16 protein-coding genes are annotated in these 19,194 nt (G+C 55.2%); 13 read left to right on the top strand and 3 right to left on the bottom strand.

Features of this window, described 5'->3' with window-relative positions:
- The 3 genes from KHU33_RS18295 to KHU33_RS18305 form a co-directional block, all read left to right on the top strand.
- Window positions 1-226 (top strand): hypothetical protein (locus KHU33_RS18295; RefSeq protein ID WP_211465528.1); only part of this gene is annotated, 226 nt, incomplete at its 5' end.
- A complete protein-coding gene (locus KHU33_RS18300; RefSeq protein WP_211465530.1) occupies window positions 223-744 on the top strand; it encodes a PH domain-containing protein in 522 nt (173 codons plus the stop codon). The genes KHU33_RS18295 and KHU33_RS18300, both read left to right, overlap by 4 nt.
- Window positions 745-1,385: 641 nt before the next feature.
- On the top strand, window positions 1,386-2,501 hold the full coding sequence (locus KHU33_RS18305) for an ABC transporter substrate-binding protein (RefSeq protein WP_211465532.1): 1,116 nt from the start codon (window positions 1,386-1,388) through the stop codon (window positions 2,499-2,501).
- A 188-nt stretch (window positions 2,502-2,689) separates the two neighbouring features.
- On the opposite strand, the gene KHU33_RS18310 is transcribed toward KHU33_RS18305, so the two are convergent.
- The 3 genes from KHU33_RS18310 to KHU33_RS18320 form a co-directional block, all read right to left on the bottom strand.
- Window positions 2,690-4,294 (bottom strand): flavin monoamine oxidase family protein, encoded by a 1,605-nt coding sequence (locus KHU33_RS18310; RefSeq protein WP_211465534.1) that lies wholly within the window; start codon window positions 4,292-4,294, stop codon window positions 2,690-2,692.
- A 113-nt stretch (window positions 4,295-4,407) separates the two neighbouring features.
- On the bottom strand, window positions 4,408-6,345 hold the full coding sequence (locus tag KHU33_RS18315; protein WP_211465537.1) for a thiamine pyrophosphate-binding protein: 1,938 nt from the start codon (window positions 6,343-6,345) through the stop codon (window positions 4,408-4,410).
- Window positions 6,346-6,725: 380 nt separating this feature from the next.
- A complete protein-coding gene (locus KHU33_RS18320) occupies window positions 6,726-6,965 on the bottom strand; it encodes a hypothetical protein (RefSeq protein WP_211465539.1) in 240 nt (79 codons plus the stop codon).
- Here KHU33_RS18320 and KHU33_RS18325 point away from each other — a divergent pair.
- The 10 genes from KHU33_RS18325 to KHU33_RS18370 all read left to right on the top strand — a co-directional run bounded on the left by KHU33_RS18325 (window position 6,964) and on the right by KHU33_RS18370 (window position 19,126).
- A complete protein-coding gene (locus KHU33_RS18325; protein WP_211465541.1) occupies window positions 6,964-9,426 on the top strand; it encodes a hypothetical protein in 2,463 nt (820 codons plus the stop codon). The genes KHU33_RS18320 and KHU33_RS18325 overlap by 2 nt on opposite strands.
- Before the next feature lie 548 nt (window positions 9,427-9,974).
- Window positions 9,975-10,484, top strand: coding sequence for a fimbrial protein (locus KHU33_RS18330; RefSeq protein WP_211465543.1), 510 nt, complete (start codon window positions 9,975-9,977; stop codon window positions 10,482-10,484).
- Between the two features lie 86 nt (window positions 10,485-10,570).
- Window positions 10,571-11,302: a fimbrial biogenesis chaperone gene (locus tag KHU33_RS18335; RefSeq protein ID WP_211465545.1), complete on the top strand. Its 732-nt coding sequence runs from the start codon at window positions 10,571-10,573 to the stop codon at window positions 11,300-11,302.
- Between the two features lie 72 nt (window positions 11,303-11,374).
- Entirely contained in the window at window positions 11,375-14,299 is a 2,925-nt protein-coding gene (locus KHU33_RS18340) for a fimbria/pilus outer membrane usher protein (RefSeq protein ID WP_211465547.1), read from the top strand.
- A 146-nt stretch (window positions 14,300-14,445) separates the two neighbouring features.
- The gene (locus KHU33_RS18345; RefSeq protein ID WP_211465549.1) at window positions 14,446-15,402 is read left to right on the top strand and encodes a fimbrial protein; all 957 of its coding nucleotides are present in this window, start codon (window positions 14,446-14,448) and stop codon (window positions 15,400-15,402) included.
- 114 nt (window positions 15,403-15,516) lie between these two features.
- Window positions 15,517-16,638 carry a fimbrial protein gene (locus tag KHU33_RS18350; protein WP_211465551.1) on the top strand — a complete coding sequence of 374 codons (1,122 nt, stop codon included), beginning with the start codon at window positions 15,517-15,519 and terminating at the stop codon, window positions 16,636-16,638.
- Between the two features lie 15 nt (window positions 16,639-16,653).
- On the top strand, window positions 16,654-17,178 hold the full coding sequence (locus KHU33_RS18355) for a fimbrial protein (protein WP_211465552.1): 525 nt from the start codon (window positions 16,654-16,656) through the stop codon (window positions 17,176-17,178).
- Between the two features lie 23 nt (window positions 17,179-17,201).
- Window positions 17,202-17,708, top strand: coding sequence for a fimbrial protein (locus KHU33_RS18360; protein WP_211465553.1), 507 nt, complete (start codon window positions 17,202-17,204; stop codon window positions 17,706-17,708).
- Window positions 17,709-17,789: 81 nt separating this feature from the next.
- The gene (locus tag KHU33_RS18365; protein WP_211465554.1) at window positions 17,790-18,182 is read left to right on the top strand and encodes a VOC family protein; all 393 of its coding nucleotides are present in this window, start codon (window positions 17,790-17,792) and stop codon (window positions 18,180-18,182) included.
- A 305-nt stretch (window positions 18,183-18,487) separates the two neighbouring features.
- A complete protein-coding gene (locus tag KHU33_RS18370; protein ID WP_211465555.1) occupies window positions 18,488-19,126 on the top strand; it encodes a transposase in 639 nt (212 codons plus the stop codon).
- The last annotated feature ends 68 nt before the right edge of the window (window positions 19,127-19,194 follow it).

A 19,194-nucleotide genomic window follows, 5' to 3' on the forward strand; every position in this document is an offset into this window, starting at 1 on the left:
AAAATTCACCAGCCGTAGATACCCCATCTTCTGTTTCCCGTCCGAGCCGGACTGCATTGCTGCAAGCAGCTGCGGACGTCATGGAACTGAATGTCGAAAACAAGCAATCGTTCGCTCAATTATCGAAGTAAAATCGCGGCAATGGTCCAATGCGCCTTTGCATGTCGGCGACCAATTGATGCGCTGCGATCTTGGACGAAATCAAATACTGCGGGAAGAGAAATGAGTGCTGAGGATATAAAGGTTTGTCCCGTATGCGGGGAGACGATCAAGCTGGCAGCAATCAAGTGCCGCTTTTGCAATACCGATTTATTGGCCTTCAAGGCAGGACAGGAGACCGAAACTGAAAAGCCTCTGTATTCAGGCCATCCGGCTATCATCTACAGTGTGTGGCAGTGGATACCAATCGTTCTCACCCTGGGTATTGCGTACCTGTTCTACTGGTTCGCTAGTATTGGGATCACCTACCAAATCACTACCCAAAGAATCAAGATAGAACGCGGAGTTCTGTCCAAAACCAAGGGCAGTGTTGAGCTATTCACTATCGAACATTTTGATCTGCATAAGCCACTGGGAATGCGGCTGGCGGGATACTGCGTTCTACGGCTTCGGTCATCTGACACCGATTTCCAGACCGTGCCAATCTACGGTATCCAGAACCTTGAATCACTGGCTGATACGCTTCGCGAATGTTCCTTACGTGAGAGAACAAGGCGGCGCATTACTTCGATAATTCAGCCGTAATGTTGGTTACCCGCAGGTAAAGCAGGATGAGGTGGTGCAGATGGTGTTGCAGCAGGCCGGATCAGATCGCGACTACTACACCTTGGCCGCTGGCCTCCCAACCGTTTAAAGGCAGCTGGTCAATGCACGCCTCTGCCACTGACACATCATCAATGAACGCAGTAATTTTTTACCCGATTGAGTAGGCCTCTTTGGAGGGCTCGTCGAATGCCTTCCCATCCCGGCGAAGACCCCTGTTTTGTTTCCATTTCGCCCTTCCAACAATGCGCATCGATTAATTAACGATCTGGTCACTCAAAAACCAAAGTGGATCGATCCAGCGTGCAAACTAAAACTAGAGATAGCCCGTAAGGAAATATTGATTTTTTTGTAGGGAAAATGGAATTTATTGTAGGAAATACCTCAATACGGCCGTGAAAATTTGACCGTTATAAGCTTCGCCTGGCACCCCGGTAAACGATATGAATCGATCCCGCCATCATTCGCAAACCATGGGGAATTTTTTTGCATGTATTCAAGAAGATTCGCGTGAAATTTAATTCGCGTTTGGTTTTTATGTGAAATAAGATCTTGCAAGAAAATTGTTGCAAGAATGCTCCTGAATAGGTATGTTGCCATAAAAAAACTATCAGGAGACAACCATGCTGCGCATTTCCCCTTTGCTATTGGGCCTCATTTTGAGCACCGTTAGCGCATTTTCCACTGCCGAGAACAAGATCGTCATCGGCCAGTCGGTAGAACTATCCGGGCAGGCAACGGGTAAGGAAAACATGCTCGGAGCCCAACTGTATTTCAATTGGCTCAATGCCCAGGGCGGTATTCTTGGGCAACAGATCGAATTCATCAGTTACGACGACCAGCGCGATCCCCTAAAAACCAAAGAAAACACGCTGAAGCTGATCAACGAACACCACGCGCTGGCGCTGTTCGGCTATCGCAGCACACCGACAGTGGAGGCAATATTGCCGCTGCTGGAGAAAAACAAGATACCCCTTGTCGCCCCTTTTTCCGGTGCGCAATCGCTGTACAAGCCGATGCACCCCTATGTTTTCAACCTGCGTGCGAGCTATCAGGAGGAAGCGGCAAAAATGGTGGAATCGCTGGCCACCATGCAGATAAAAAAAGTCGCCATCCTGCATCAGGACGACACCTTCGGCAAGGACGGTTTGGCCGGCTTTGAAAAAAACCTTACCGCGAAGCAGCTCAAACCGGTCATCATCGCCGAATACAAACGCAAGGATTTGAATGTCGACGCGGCCGTCGCCAGTATCGCCGCCGTTAATCCGCAAGCGGTGCTGATGGCTTGCACGCCGAATGCCTGCGCCGATTTCGTCAAAAAAATGCGCGCGTCCGGTCATGCACCGCAATTCCTGATGCTCTCGAACGTCAATTCGGAGGAGTTCTTTGCCTCCCTTGGAAAGGATGGGCGCGGCATCGGCGTCATGCAAGTTACGCCGTCGCCGAATAATGTCGGCGTGACTGTCGTACGCGAGTTCCAGCGAGCGCTGAAGACGGCGAGTCATCCGCCGCTCGCCACCGATGCGGTGGAGGAAGGATTTATCGCCGCCAAGCTGCTGGCCGAAGGTCTGCGCCGTGCCGGTGTCAATCCTAACGCACAAAAATTGGTGGCGGCATTGGAGACCATGCACGATGTCGATCTGGGGGGCATGCTCGTCGACTATAGCGCCAGAAACCATGACGGTTCGCATTTTGTTGAGCTGAGCATCGTCGGCCAAAATGGCAAATTGATCAGGTAGCCGATCGCCGCAAATTGTTAAATGTCTTTGCTTGTATATCTGGTCGTAAAACCACCTCGCCTCCTGAGAGCGACACGTTTTTCGAATGTCGGAGATGAACTCGTTACAGCGCTCAGCAACACACGAAACCGGTGTTGATGAAAAGCCCGGCAATTGCCGGGCTTTTCATTGTTCCATCCTTGACTGAATTACGGATTCTTTAATTTCTCCAACCCGAATTTCTCCAGCATCATATCTGCAGTTTGCAGCGCCCCCTCCACCCAGCCCTGCGCATCGGAATAGGCTTCGCCGCAGATATACAAGGGCTGCCGGCCGATCGGCTGGATGATCTTTTGTTTCACTTCCCAGCTTTTTACGCCGATGTTCCAGCTATTCCAGCCGCCGCCGAAGGGATCATCGCCCCAATCGCGGAAGCAGGCGTCTTGCACCTTTGGGGTGTAACTCAAGCCATGCATGGTCGCCAGCTGGCGCGCCACTTCGGTAACCATGCGGTATGGCGCCTGGTACTGATCCCATGTCAGCTCCTGATTCTGTTTGCGGTTTTCGGCCACAAACGGCTCATTCACTTTGGCGACAGATTGCCCCCTGGCTTTGAATTGATGCCGCTGCGGCCGCAAACCGTCCCAGAATCCGGTATTGTCGCCATCGTCGTAACTGGCCAATAACATGGCGGGGCCGGTTTTGACAGGCGCACCATTGCTTTTCGGCCAGTAATAGGTTTGCCGCACCGGAATGTCGGTCACGCTGCGTCCCGCCTCTACCGGCACCACGCTGCCGTCAGGCTTGCTATACCCGGCTGCGCGCCACCACGGACTGGCATAGGTGGTAAATAATTTAAACAGCGGACGCGGCGTGACAGAAGAGATCAGGCCGCTGATTTCCTGCAGGATCGGACTGCTGTCAGCGAGCAGATCCAGCGAGCGGCGCGGCATGGCCAGGATCACGGAATTGGCGCGGATCGACTTGCCGTCGACCTGGAATTCAACCGCGCCATCCAGACTGTCAAGCGCCGACACGCTGCTGTTCAAACGTACTTCACCGCCTGCCTTGATGAATAATTTAGCCAGAGTCCGGGGTACTTCCTGGAAGCCTTTGGTGAACCCCTTGTAGACGGGCTGAACCCCAAAGTCAGACAAATACCAGGGAATGGCATCGGCCGCGTTCCAATTGCACATAGTCGAGTCATACCCGCCCGCATCCATTGAGAATTGATACGATTCGCCGTTAATTACTCGCATCAGCACGTTCCAGAATCCCTGTTGATACAGACGTTTTCCAGAGAAACTGGCTTGCTGCGCCATTTCGCGGCGCTGGTCTTCAGTAAGATCCGGGTTGGTTATGCCCGGCACAATCTGCTCAATCGCATTGATCATGATGGAACCGGCAGTTTGCCCGTGATTCGGAAAGCCTAGCCGATACGGAACCTCGTCCGGATTGGTAGTGAAGTCGGACAGGCGCAAATAGGTGCCGCGCAGATAAGCAATGTTTTGCGGTTTGTCGACAGGGAAGGGATACAGCGTGATTTGCTCGCTATCCGGCAGCAACTTGTTCAGCCTATCAATCAGGGTGCTGATCAGCGGCTGTACTTTGGGCAGAATCCGCATGCCGCCCAGTTCCGCCACCATATCGGGAATGCCGGGCGGCGTTACCGACAGCAAGCGCCCGCCGATATGATCGCTTCCTTCAAACACCACGATTTTTTGTTTCGGGTTGGCTTGTTTCAGCCGCCATGCGCTATATACGCCGGAAACGCCACCGCCGACGATGGCGATATCAATTTTTTCATCTGCCATGATGCGTAATCCCCTTTTTTGTAAGTCAATGGAAGAACAAATCCCAGGACTCTGCCGGACAACATGCCGATGCTCGACTGCACCCTGAGTGCCGCATTTGCTGCCGACGCTGACTAGAAAATGACTGGCGCGTTCTGATTGTCGCCAAGCCCTGCGGCAGCAAGCGACTGTCCGTGCTGATGGAACAAGTTCAAGGCAGGCTGCACCGGCGCTCTTGTCTGGCTTGCTTGTTTTCCGGTGTCGTCGTCCGTTTTTGGCGGCGGCGGCGGATTCTGGGCGGTGCGCATATCCAGAATATAAGCTTGCTGATGCTGCAGAACATGATCCATGCCGCGCCGCACGGCTGCTTTGACTTCTTCCGGAGTGCCCACCACTTCACCGGCCAGACCGCCCAGCGCTTTTGCAATGGCGACAAAATCCATCACCGGACTTTGTATGCGCAGATAAGACGGGTCGGTATTGTAATCTTTGGGGTGCCATTCATAGCCTGGCGCGGTTCCATACGCCGCTACCAGCTGCTGCAAGCCGTTCTGCAAAGTATGGTATTCATGATTATTGGTGATGATGTACAGCACCGCCAATTTGCGGTGCGCCGCCGTCCACCAGGTTTGCGGATAAAACAGCGACGAACCGTCGCCCACCGCCGCCACCACAAACTCGGTATCGATCTGCTGCCAGCCTTGCGGGCTTAACTTGATGCCGAGCGACGCCGGCATCGACCAGCCCAACGAACCGCCGCCAACGCAGTAGTAACTGATCGGCGCGGCGCCTTCCGTACCGAACGGCAGCAGGTACTGGAACGGTGCGGGATCGGAAACCGCCTCGTGCACATAGACAAATTTCCGGTTCAGATTGCGTTGCTTGATTTCTTCACGCAAAGCCTGGGCAATGACTACCGCCAAAATATTCGGCGCCGCCAGTGCTTCCACAAAATACTTATCCCACTGCACCCGCCGCTGCGCCGCGAGCACGGCCAATTTCGCATTGCGCGCGGCGGCCGGCGCGGACGGAGCGCTGCCTAGCTGCGCGTTGATGAGCGGCAGCGTTGCTTTAATGTCGCCAAAGACTGCCGCTTCGCCATAATAATTTTTGCCTATGTCCCAAATGTTATTGCTGAGGTAAACCTGTCTGACAGCCGGGGGAATCAGAGCGCCATCCGAATATTTAAAAATCGTGACCTGCGCCTGGTTGCTAAAACCGCACAGAAATGCCACGTCATGATCCTTGAAGACGTTTTGCACGCCGGCCTGAGTGCCCGGCAGTTCGCCCTGCCAATGGCTATCGTCATTCGGGAAGTTCGCCACGCTGCTGAAGGTTTGCAGCAATACGGGCGCCCCGATCAATTCCGCCATTTGCTGCAGTTCCGGCCAGGCGTTGGCATAGCCGACCGCATCGCCGGCGATGATGATGGGATTTCTTGCCTCTTTGAGCGCGTTGGCAACCTGGGTAATCGACTCCGGTGCGCCGGTGAAGTGCGGCGAAATACGCGTTACGCCTTTGATCTTGTCATTGGCGCCGATTTCGCGCATGGTGAACTCCCACGGAATCGATACAAAAACCGGGCCGTTGGGAGCCGCCATCGCTTCTTTAAAGGCTCGCTGCAATACCAGCGGAAGTTCTTCGGCGGCACGTACTTCATGCGCCCATTTGGTGTATTGCCTGGCTAAATCAACCAGATTGGATGCCAACAGCGGTTCCTGGGTAACCAGTTCATTTTGCTGCTGGCAGCATAAAATCACCAGCGGCGCCTGCGAGCGCGAAGCATTGAATAAATTGCCGATGCTATGTGCAATACCTGGCGTGACGTGTACCACCAACACCCCTGGCAAACCGGTCATGCGCGCAGATCCCATTGCCGCGCCGAGTGCGATGTTTTCATGCAGGCACTCGATGTACTCCACCTTATTTTCCGGATAGGAGGTGCCATCGATGATTGGAATTTCATTGGTTCCCGGCACACCGAAAATATAGTGAATGCCGAGTTCGCTCAAGATGTCGAATACATAGTCGCGTGCCCAGCGCGTCGGTGCCTGCCCAAGGTTGTTCGCCATTTGCTCCCCCTATTTAGACTAAGTTATCCAGTTAAAAACGGCTGGACCGCACATGCATCTATCCATGCCTCTCAAGCGACAACAGCCTGCCCTGCTTCTCTGAATTGTATGCCTGTATTTCCACAGAGAAACCTGCCGTAATTGACAGGTGGAAAATCTTTCTGATTCTACTTATCCGAAGAACAACGACAGCGGCAAGAGAGTATTCAGACCTGACTAGCAATTTTTGCCATTTATCCGCCAGGATAAATTTCCATGCAGAAATCTTTGCCACCCCTGCTCCCGCACACACCGGCCCGCTCATAGCGGCAATTCGACTGCCTGATATTCAATGCGGAGGGCGCTCCCTACGACGCCAAACAATCACGTAACGGCACTGCTCAGTGAGATTGTCGCTGTGCGCGGATGCCAAAGCGTTGGGCTAGCAACCAAGTGAGGAAATCCTTACGTACATTTCGGGCTTTCCCGATTTGAATTTGCTTTGATATCGCCCAACATTTCCATGTGGAAATAAATGTATTTATTGTCACGCCAATGAAAAGGCGGTCAAAAAACAATAAGCAAATTCTCATAGCCTTGGTTTGCCCGCCGACAAAAATTTTACAAAGGATCATTTTCATGTTGCTTTTCAACAGAACGATGCTGGCGGCTCTATTTGCCGCCGGACTAGCGTTAATTCCTCCGTCGTCGGCAATCGCGCAAACCACGGCCAACGTCACCGTCAACGCCGGCGCCAGCCTGAACAAGATCCCAAGCGGCGCCTTCGGCGTGACCACCGCGGTTTGGGATGGCTACCTGCTCGACTCGGCCATACCCGGTCTGCTGTCGAAAGCCGGCATCAACGCGCTGCGTTATCCCGGCGGATCGACGTCGGATGTCTACAACTGGCAAACGAATTCGATTGTTCCGGGACAAGGCGGTTATGCCAATCCCAGCAACACTTTCGATGCATTCATGGGAATGGCCAAGAGCGCCGGCGCAACGCCGATCATCACCGTGAACTATGGTTCCAATGCCGCCGGCAATGGCGGAGGAACGCCCAGTTTCGCCGCTTCCTGGGTGCAATATGCCAATGTGACCAAGGGTTACGGAATCAAGTACTGGGAAGTCGGTAACGAGGTGTACGGCAACGGCGAATATGGTTCGTCGTGGGAAACCGATCTGCACAGCGCGCACGATCCCGCGACCTACGGCGCCAACGTGGCGCTGTTCGCCTCCGCAATGAAGGCTGTCGACCCGACCATCAAGGTTGGGGTGGTACTGACTGCGCCGGGCAACTGGCCCGACGGGCAGACGCCGAGCTGGAACTCCACCGTCCTGGCGAAGTGCGGCTCGGCAATCGATTTCGTCATCGTGCACTGGTACCCGCAAAATCCGGGCAGCGAATCGGACTCCGGGCTGCTGGCCTCGCCGCAAAGCGGTTTTAACGGCTCCCCCGGCATTGCCGGCATGGTTTCCAGCGTAAAATCGCTGATCAATCAGTATGGCGGCTCGAACGCATCGAAGATTCAAATCTTCGTCACCGAAATGAACTCCGTGTCGTCGAACCCCGGCAAGCAGACAATCAGCGTCGTGAACGCGATGTTCGTCGCCGACGGTTTGCTGACGTGGCTGGAAAACGGCGCGGCGAACGTGGATATCTGGTCGCTGCACAACAGCAGCACGGGCGGGAACATGTCTTCCAGCCTGTTCGGCTCGGCCACCTACGGCGATTACGGCATCCTGTCGAACGCGACCTCGGGCGAGCCTGCAGCCGATACGCCGGCACCGACCTACTACGGCATGCAGATGCTGACCAACCTGGGCAAAACGGGCGACACCCTGGTTTCCGCCGCGTCGAGCAACAGCCTGCTTACCGCGCATGCAGTCAAGCAGGCCAACGGAAATCTGGCGCTGCTCCTGATCAATAAGGACCCGAACTATACGACCACCGCCAACGTGGCCGTATCCGGTTATACGCCGGCTGCCACCGGCACGTCCTACACGTTTGGCAAATCGAGCAGCGCCATCGCCTCCGCAAGCACCACCGGCCTGGGAAGCAGCTTCAAGGTCACGGCCCCGCCTTATTCGCTGACGACCGTCGTATTGACTCCGGGAAGCACTTCTCCGGGCTTCAGCCTGTCCGGCAGCGCCACCAGCCTCTCGATCAAACAGGGCGGCAGCGGCAGTTCCACGATCACCGTCGCGCCTTCCGGCGGATTTACCGGCGCGGTGTCGTTTGCGGCGAGCGGTCTGCCAAGCGGCGTCACGGCGTCGTTCAGCCCGGCATCAAGCACCGGATCGACCACGCTGACATTGAGCGCCGGCAGTTCGGCAACCATCGGAACAGCCACAGTAACCATTACGGGAACCAGCGGATCGCTGACTTCCAAGACAACGTTCACCCTGACCGTCAATGCTCCGGCAGTAGCAAATTTCAGCTTGTCCGCAACCCCCGCGTCAGCGTCGCTTGCACAAGGAGCCAGCGCAACTTCGAGCATCTCGATCGCGCCCACAGGCGGGTTTAACAGCAGTGTCGCCTTGTCCATCAGCGGCTTGCCCAGCGGCGTGACTGCCAGCTTCAGCCCCGCATCGACCGCCAGCACGAGCACCTTGACGCTCAATGCTTCCAGCACGGCATCAACCGGAAACAGCACCGCCACCATCACCGGCACCAGCGGTTCGCTGAGCCATGCAGCGGCGCTCGCCCTGAGCGTCAACACCGCTTCCTCAAGCGGAGGCAGCGCGACATTTGCCGGCAATCCATCGGCCAACGGCCCCTGGTACGATGAAGACGATGTGACCCTCACGACAACAGCCCCGATCACCGCCTTGACGCTGACCATCACGGTCCCCGCCGCAGACGTGACTTATAACAGCAGCTATAACACCGTCGGTTCGGCAATCGTCACCAGCCACGCCAGCGGAGCCAATATCGTGTACACGTTCACGCTGGCCAGCGGCCAGTCGATCGCCGCAGGCAACTACACATTTGCGGCGCAATTGAATGGCAACGGCGCGACACATAATGCCGCAAGCGATACATGGTCGGTCACTTATACCTCGGGCGGCACGACCTATACAAAATCGGGTTCAATTTAATCGCGATAGATACCATGCCGCGTTGCTGTTATCAATCAGGTTGGCAGCCAGGATAACGAGCAAATGAAATCAAGACCCTAGCCGCCTTCAGCCGGCTAGGGTCAAGTCCTCTGTTGTATCCCATTTTTGCCATCAATCAAAATCGATTCCCAATCATCGAATAGCGGATAGTTCATCCATCAATTCTTCCAGCTTGCGGTCATGTGGTTAGAGTTCAATCACAGCCGATCCCCTGCCCGACCAAAAGCATCGGCGCCGCCATGAGCATTCGGAGTGCTAGGGCCTATCCGAAACGAGTGACTCGAAAGCCCAATGCCATATACCAAACACAACTGATGTTGATTGACGGGCGAGGCGCCTGCGCGAGGACAGCAGGAGCAACAGCGCCTATAAAAAATAGGATTTCTCCTAGTCGCAAATCAGAGACTGTCAAATTAACAAGACCATCTGAAGTATCGATAATGGATCTCGTTGGTTTGGAGCTTCCGGGAAATCTCGGCGGGCGCCTGCACAACGTACCTTTAAATCATTCACTCTTTGGATAAAAAATGGCAAATAAACTTTCTCTCATCGTTCTCGCAGCTACCATCGGTCTGGGCGCATCGGTCGCTCATGCTGCCGACGGCAAAATCGCCTTTAAAGGCGAGGTGATCGATGCACCATGCTCAGTGGATCCTTCGAACTCGGAGTTTACCGTCCAGTTGGGTAAAGTCGGCACTCAATCATTCAAAGCGGTAGGCGACAAGGCCAGTGCGAAAAACTTTACCTTGAAGTTGACCTCTTGCACAGACGCAGCAGCTAACGCGACCGTGCGTTTTGACGGCGTGACTTCAACGGCAAATCCGGAGCTCCTGTCCGTTGATGGCGCCACCGGGGTTGGCATCGAAATTACCGACAACAATGGCGTCCGGGCTCCAATCGGTGGCGACTCGGCTGGCGTGAAACTGGCAAAAGGCGATAACAATCTCGTGTACAGCGCCCGTTATATCTCCACCGCGGCCACAGTGACTTCCGGTGCGGCCAACGCCAACGCGCAATTCACCGTCAACTACCAGTAATCCCTCCCGTTCGTCGCTCCTCTCCGGTTTCTCTCTGATGTTGAGATGGATTGGGGCGACGATTATTTAAAAGAAAGGGAAAGCACGTGAAGAAAAAATATCTATCGGCTGTCATAGTATTAGCCTTGCTCGGCAGCATTCAAGCTCAGGCAGGTGTGCTCGTTGGCGGTACGCGCGTCATTTTTGACGGCAAAAAACGGGAAGCCTCCATTTCGGTCAAGAACGAAGGAACAGTCCCTTACGTTGTGCAAACCTGGCTCGATAAAGGCGACGACACCGTCAAGGCCGATACGCCTTTTGTGATCGTGCCGCCGATTTTCCGTCTTGATCCAAACAAGGAAAACCTGCTGCGCATCATGTTCTCCGGCCAAGGTGTGCCAGAGGATCGTGAATCGGTGTATTGGCTCAACGTACAGGAAATTCCACCCGCGTCTGAACTGGAGAATACGCTGCAGATCGCTATGCGCTCCCGTATCAAGATGTTCTATCGTCCAAAAAACATCCAGGGCGATCCGGTGAAGGCGGCTACTCAATTGCAATGGAAGATCGAGCGCGATGCCGCAACCGGTGCAAGCTCGCTGGTAGCGCGTAACGACAGCGCGTTCCACGTCAACCTCGTTGAGGCAAAGCTCCAATCTCCTGCCGGCAACCAAGAAGTAGCCGTCAGCATGGTGGCGCCGAAAACCGAAAGCCGTTTCCCGCTCAAAGAGGCGGCAGCGCCTTCCGACGCCCCCCGGCTTACCTATAAATACATTAACGACTACGGCGGTCAGTCCGAGCCGATCGTTGCCAACGGTGCTATTTCCGGCAACAAATAATACAAGCTCTTTCTCCTGCCTCAAACAGTACTGCATTAAGTGTCGCAGACTATCGATAAAAGGTAACTCCACGTGAATTTCAACAATAATGTTTCGCCGGCACGTCGCGGCCGCAAACTATTTCCACGGCTCAGCAAGATTGCCATTGCGCTGTCAATAGCCTTTGGACAAGCAGCGTATGCCGAGGTGAAATTCAACTCCGGGTTCCTGCGCAATTCTGCCGAGCAGTCTGTGGTCAATCTGGATGTGTTCGCCAAGGGAGATTTCGTCCTGCCCGGAACACATCGCGTCGATCTGTACGTCAATCAAGAAAGAGTTGACCTCCGCGATATCCTATTCAACGCCCCGGCGCGCAATCAGAGTGCAATACCCTGCATTTCCAAGGCATTGCTGCGCGAAATCAAAGTCCTGGTCGACGCCATTCCGCTATTGGCCGCCGAGGCCGACGGCGCCTGCGTTGATATCGCCGCCGCCATCCCGGATGCCGCCGTATCGTACGATTCAGGCCAGCAACGGCTCGACATCAGCATCCCGCAGGCGATGATCCGCCAGAACGCTCGCGGCACCGTGCCGCAATCCGAATGGGACCACGGCATCAATGCGGGCATGCTCGACTACAGTCTGAGGGCCTCGGACGGCAGCAGCGCAGGCCGGTCGAGCCAGCAGAGTTACTTCGCCAATCTGCGCAGCGGTCTGAATCTTGGCCCCTGGCGCTTTCGCAATGCCTCGTCCTACAATAAATCGTATGGCAGCGAGGGAAGTTTCCAATCCATCGCCACCTACGCCGAGCGCGATGTCCAGAGCATAGGCGGCCGGGTGCTCGTTGGCGACTCGTACACCTCGGATCGCACCTTCCAGAGCATGCAGTTTCGCGGTGTGCAAATATCGTCCGACGACAACATGCTGCCTGACAGCATGCAGGGTTACGCCCCGGTTATTCGCGGCGTGGCCCGTACCAACGCAAAGGTGGAAGTCAAGCAGAACGGCCACATTGTCTACAGCACCGTCGTCGCTCCCGGCCCATTCGTCATCAACGACCTCTACCCTTCTTCGTCCAGCGGCGATCTGGAGGTCACCGTCACCGAGGCCGACGGTCAGCAGACGCGCTTCATTCAGCCGTTCGCAGCGGTACCCAACATGCTGCGCGAGGGCGCTTCGCGCTACCAGGTGACGGCAGGCCAGGCACGCAGTGTCGGCGCCGATACGCAGCCATTCTTCATGCAAGCCTCTTATGCCCGCGGCATGAAGGGCGACGTCACGCCCTACGGCGGTGCGACGCTGTCTTCGATGTACCAGGCTGGCGCCCTGGGCGTGAGCAAAAACTTCGGGAACTTAGGCGCGGTTTCGATCGACGTCACTCACGCCCGTTCCCAACCCAAGGATGCGGAGTCGGTGCAGGGCCAAAGCTGGCGGTTTCTCTACGCAAAATCCCTGATCCAGCAAGGCACCGATTTCCGTCTGCTGGGCTATCGCTATTCAACATCCGGCTATCGCGATTTCTACGAAGCGCTGCAAGAGCGGCGCGGCGAGATTTCCGGCGGCAATCGCAAGTTCAAGATTGAAGGCACCGTCACGCAAAGCCTGGGCAGGTACGGCTCCATGTATCTGACTTTCAACGAGCAAAGATACTGGGGACGCAGCAGCAGCGACCGCACTCTGCAGCTGGGTTACAACGCGATGTTCCGCAATATGTCGATAGGCGGCTATCTGGCGAACACGCGAGACAGCAACGGCAACAGTTCGAACCAGGCGTCCATCAATGTATCGATACCGCTGGATATGTTCGGCAACCGGGCTCGCACATCGTCGGCCAATCTGATGATGAGCCGCGACGGCCAGGGCCGCCTCAGCAGCCAGGCCGGTGTCTCAGGCACTTTGCTGGAAGACGGCAATCTGAATTACAGCGCCTATGCCGGCAAGCAAGGCGGCCAAGGCGGTCAAGGCTCGCTCAGCGCTAATTATCAAGGCAGCAAGGCGAACGTCGATGCAGGTTACAGCTACGGCAACGGCTACCGGCAAGGATCGGTCGGGGTTTCCGGCGGCATCGTGGCGCATGCCGGCGGCATTACCTTCAGTCAGCCGCTGCAAGATACCATGGTACTGGTCGATACCAGCGGCGCAGCCGGGGTCGGCCTGCAGAACCAGGTTGGGGTCAAGGCAGACAGCCACGGCTACGCAGTCATCCCTTACGCCAGCCCGTACCGGCGCAACCGCGTGGCGCTCAACACCGATACCCTGAGCGAAGACACCGATGTGACAATCAGCACCCTGGAAGTGGTGCCGACCAAGGGCGCCATTGTGGCTGCCAAGTTCGAGACATCGAGCGGTCAGCGGCTACTGGTGGATGTCACACTGGCGGACGGCGCACAATTGCCGATAGGCGCCAAGGTGTTCGACCAGCAAGGCAAGGAGCGCGGCATTGTGGGGCCTGGCAGCCAGGTCTTCCTTACCGGTGTGGACAAGCAGAGCAACTTCAACGTCAAGCTCAACGGCAGCAGCGACGATGCTCTGTGCAGTTTCAGCATTACTCCTGACCAGAGCCAGAAAGCCCAGGCTTATATCGCGCAGAAGGCAGCCTGCGCAGCTACAAATACACCTTACCGAGGCAACGACGCCTCAGGCGAGGACATCAAAGTAAAAGCCGGTGAACAGGAAATGGTGCAGAAGAAAGCTGCCGTTGCCGCCGTTGCAAATGTCAAGCCGGAGATCGCAAACGATCAGGCTTTACTGGCGACAGACGACGCGCAGTTGCCGGCCGCCGCCAAAGCGCGCAATCCGCAGGGCGACAAACGCGGCGTCGACAAACTGGTCAACAACAGCGCGAACCCGATAGCCGTCAACGTGTCGCAGCTTCCGATTTATGGCGCTTACCCCGGCAAGCAAAGCGCGCTCGGCACCTCTGACCTGCTGCAGAAATTCCGGACTTATTCCAAGTCTGATGCTGTTCACGCAAGCAGCGCGGCAAGCACCCAGGAAAACATATACCAGGGAGCTTGAATGAATACGCATCACACACTACGACAGAACTTGATATGAATAAAATGAATAAACGATGGTTTATATATCGGACACAGGGTTTGAACGCCAATGTGGCGCAAACCGCGCCCGCAGCGAGGCACGATAGATGGCGGAAGCTGCTTGGCATGGCATTATTGCTTGGGCTTGGGATCGCCAGTCAGTCTGCTTCTGCTGAATGCTATTTGAGCCCGTACTGGACTTACCCGCGTCTGAATATGAATCTTGGCAGCAAAACTATTCCCCGTGACATTCCTGTGGGCACGGAGCTGGGTAGTTACGATGCACCTACACCAACCGCCTCAACCGCGTTAGCTATTGGCAGCTGTGCTGGTTCAGAGTCGATGACCGGCAGGATGTTGCAAGGAACGCCCGTTGCCGGTTTCGCGAACGTTTACTCCACGAATGTTCCCGGTGTGGGATATCGCATTTATAGCAATTGGGCTACCAGCGGCAGTGGCCCCGTCGGATATTTTCCGAACACGATCCACATAAGCCAAGGCACTTACAATATTACTTGGGCGCCAAGCGAAAAAGTAACGGTAGCGTTCGTGAAAACGGGGCCAATTACAGCGGGTACTTTAGCTGTTGGTGAATACGGCAATGTATCGTGGAGCACTGCCTCTACCCCGATCATCAATATCAATGTGACTGGGGGAGCGTTTGTTGTTGCTACCTGTAATCCAAGCAAGGTAATCACGGTGCCGCTGAACGGCATTTCAGCCAAGACACTAGCAACCAACAGTAGCGCCGGGCAAACGAAATTCAGCATGAACATGAATTGCGATGCCGGGGTAAAGGTGACCGCAACCATGAGCGGCACAGCACCTGCCGGCAATAGCACGGCCGGCCTTCTGACGAACGAAGTGGCCGCCGCCGATGGCGGCGCCCAAGGCGTAGCCGTGCAGATGCTTACTGCCGGCAAGGTCCCGGTCAGTCTGAATACAGCGGTTAACTACGGCGCCGTCGGCAGTAGCGCTTGGGACGGCAACGACATCAGCTTTTACGCGCAGTTGCTTAAAATCGGCACCATCATGCCAGGTACAGTCAAAGCCACGGCCACGCTCACCATGACTTACCAATAATCCGTTAGAAAAAATTATGCATGCCCCTACTACCAAGACAATCCCTTTTCTACTCGCCTACGTCACGTTATGGCTAGGCACCAGCGGCACGGCCCATGCGGTCGACATCTTGATATGAATAAAATAAATAAAAGATGGTTTATATCTCTGACGCAAGGCTTGAACGCCAATGTGGCGCAAACCGCGCCCGCAGCTTGCGCGTTAGCGCAGTATCCGATTGTCTCTCGATGCAATGCGAGCACCCGGATCGTTCCCGCAGTGAGGCACGATAAATGGCGGAAGCTGCTTGGCATGGCATTATTGCTTGGGCTTGGGATCGCCAGTCAGTCCGCTTCTGCCTGCGGTGTGACCAACATGTGGCCTTACCCGCATCTGAATCTAAATCTTGGCAGCAAAATTATTCCCCGTGACATTCCTGTGGGCACGGATCTGGGTACTTACTTTGCACCTACACCGAGCTCCACAACCCGGATAGATGATGGCACCAGCTGTACTACTTCAGATACGATCAGTAGCAATATATTTCAAGGAAGTCCCGTTGCCGGTCTTACGAACGTTTACTCCACGAATGTTCCCGGTGTGGGATATCGCATTTATAGCAGTTGGGCTTATAGCTCGGGCATCCTCGGAAATTTTCCGAGCGTGCTCTACCTGGCGGGCGGCTATAATTTTACTTGGGCTGCGAGTGAAAAAGTAACGATAACGTTCGTGAAAACAGGGCCGATTACAGCGGGCACTTTAGCTACTGCTCGATACGGTGCCGTATATTGGAACGCTGTCCCGCTCGTCAATATCAATGTGACTGGGGGAGCATTTGTTGTTTCTACCTGTAATCCAAGCAAGGCCATCACGGTGCCGCTGAACGGTATTTCAGCGAAAACACTAACAGCCCAAGGTAACGCCGGACTCACGAAATTCAGCATGAACATGAGTTGCGATGCGGGGGTAAAAGTAACCGCAACCATGAGCGGCACAGCACCTGCCGGCAATAGCACGGCCGGCCTCCTCACGAACGAAGTGGCCGCCGCCGATGGCGGCGCCCAAGGCGTAGCCGTGCAGATGCTTACTGCCGGCAAGGTTCCGGTCAGTCTGAATACAGCCGTTAACTACGGCGCCGTCGGCAGTAGCGCCTGGGACGGCAACGACATCAGCTTTTACGCGCAATTGCTTAAAATCGGCACCATCATGCCCGGCACGGTCAAAGCCACGGCCACACTTACCATGACTTACCAATAACACTTAGGAAAAACCATGCATATCTCAACCAAGACAATCTCCTCCCTGCTCGCATGCGCTCCGTTATGGCTAGGCATCTGCGGCACGGCCCATGCCGTCGACTCGACCATTACCGTGACCGCCACGGTGGTTGCCGATCCTTGCACAGTCGATACCGCCAGTCAGAAGATGAACATCGACCTGGGCAAGCTCAGCGCAGCGGATCTGGCCACAGCCGGTACGCTGAGCGCCAAGAAGGATTTCGGCCTGACGCTCAATTGCCCGGCCGGCACCACCGGCGTGACCTACACCTTTGCCGGTACGGCCGACAGCAGCGATACCACTTCTTTCAAAAACGAAGGCACGGCCAGCCACGTAGCGGTGCGGCTCTACCAAAGCGACGGCCAGGCAGTGATTTCGCCGGGAGGCAAGTATGTAGGCAGCATGAATGCGACAGGCGGCCCGGTAACGCACAATTTCAAGACTGCCGTCTACAGCATTGGCGGCGTGCTCCCGGGTACGGTCAAATCGACCATCACCGTAACCATGACGTATAGCTGATGGCCGACAGGAGAAAGGGAATCATGAATACATGGCGTTGCTCAACGGTGGTATGTGCATTATTGACGGGCATGGCTATTTCCTCCGCATGTGCAGAGACAATTACGGCGGAGGGAGTGGTGTATGCAGCTCCGTGCACGCTCGAAGCCGGCCTGACGCAAACGATCGACCTGGGGCGCGACAAGATCCAGGCGCTGAATGTCGCCGGCAGCGAATCCAGGCCGCAGCCATTCGTCATCCGATTCGACAAATGTCCTGCCAGCTCCAGCAAGGTGAACATCAAATTCGATGGTGTCGCCGATCCAGGCGACGCCACAGTCTTCAAGAATGCCGGAACGGCAATCGGGCTCGGCGTGCGCATCTACCCCAAGGATCAGCAGACTCCCGTGTCGCCCGGCGCGACGCAGAGCGCCCGGATTACCAACGCCCAGGCCGAATTGGCGTTTCTTGCCACCATCTACAGCAGCGCAGGCAATGCGCAAGCAGGATCCATCGACGTCACGGTGCCAATCGTACTCTCGTATGAGTAAGCAGCCCAATGAAGGACCTCGCCCTTGGTGTGCATACACGGAAGAACGAAAGTAATCACTCAAGCAGAAAGCGGGAAATACATGAAATTCGGTTACGCCATCGTTTATGTCACATCGGTTACGGAAGCACTCACTTTCTACAAAGAGGCGTTTGGCTTTGAAACGCGCTTTCTTCACGATTCAGACCAATACGGGGAGCTTGAGACGGGCGCAACCATTCTCGCCTTCGCCTCTCATGCAATGGGCGAAATGAATCTCGATGGCCGGTATCAGAAAACTGATCCCAACACCGCGCCACTTGGTGTTGAGTTAGCGTTCATAACTGATGACGTCGCATCAGCCTATACCAAGGCGGTCACCGCGGGCGCCACACCTATCAAGGAGCCGATGGGAAAACCTTGGGGTCAAATTGTGGCCTACGTCCGAGACAAAGATGGTTCGCTAATTGAACTGTGTTCTCCAATTGGCGACTAACATTGCTGTCAATTCACACTCAGCGCATCAAGCCGCTTAGTCCAGCCACCTTGAGTGTCTGCTATCAAGAAAATCCAACGCCTGCTCAGGGTCATGAGTCACCTACCAAGCTTTGGAAAACCAGCCGCTCATTGAAATATTTCGGTCAGCGGCAGGTCTACCCACCTAAGGGCGCGGACAGTATCTTCCTTGCCACCTGGAATTCTTAAAATTATTAGGATTAATCCCATTTAATTTTCGGCCTTTAGGTAATGGCAATAGGAGTATCCAGGCCGCACAATATGACTTGCTGATTTGATATTTTTTTGACCGGACAGATTCTGCCGCTTCGTACGATGTCGAAGAATAACGCCATTTTTCCGGTTCAGTTTGTGACGGCATCACAGCGATACCTAGACAGGTCAGCAGAGCTTGATGAGACAGTTGGCATAGAAAGGATGGATGCGATGAAATTGCGAGATGATCAATGGGAAAAACTGGAGCCTTTGTTGGTCGGCAAACCTGGCGACCCGGGAGCCAGTGGCAGGAATAATCGTCAATTTATCGACGCCGTGCTTTTTATCGCATCGAGAAAAATCAAATGGTCCTCCCTGCCGCCGGAGTTTGGCAAGTGGACTACCCCCTATATGCGATTCAGGCGCTGGGGTGAATGCGGCTTGTGGCGGCAACTGGCGGAAACGGTTAGCGACGATCCGGAATTACTGTGCAAGATGCAGCGCATCGCAGTCCTCAGTCATTCGTACATAACACGTGCCCAGCAAAAATTGCGCAGACGCGCTAACAAGCAAGCGCATCGCGCCATGCTAGATGAAGCAAATTCGACGCCTGCGCAAATTGCGGGACTAACGCAGGTTTCAGCTGACTCGACATTGCATTTCGTCGGCTTGGTCAGCGATTGCACGCCTTGCGTGTTACCTGATCTGCCGCGTCATGCGATCAAGTAACGGAATAAACGCTTCAACCTCAAGGTTCCCGATGCACTGAGTTAGCAGGACAGCTTTCCGGCCATACC

It is taken from the genome of Collimonas silvisoli (assembly GCF_018305005.1).
Lineage (GTDB): Bacteria > Pseudomonadota > Gammaproteobacteria > Burkholderiales > Burkholderiaceae_D > Collimonas > Collimonas silvisoli.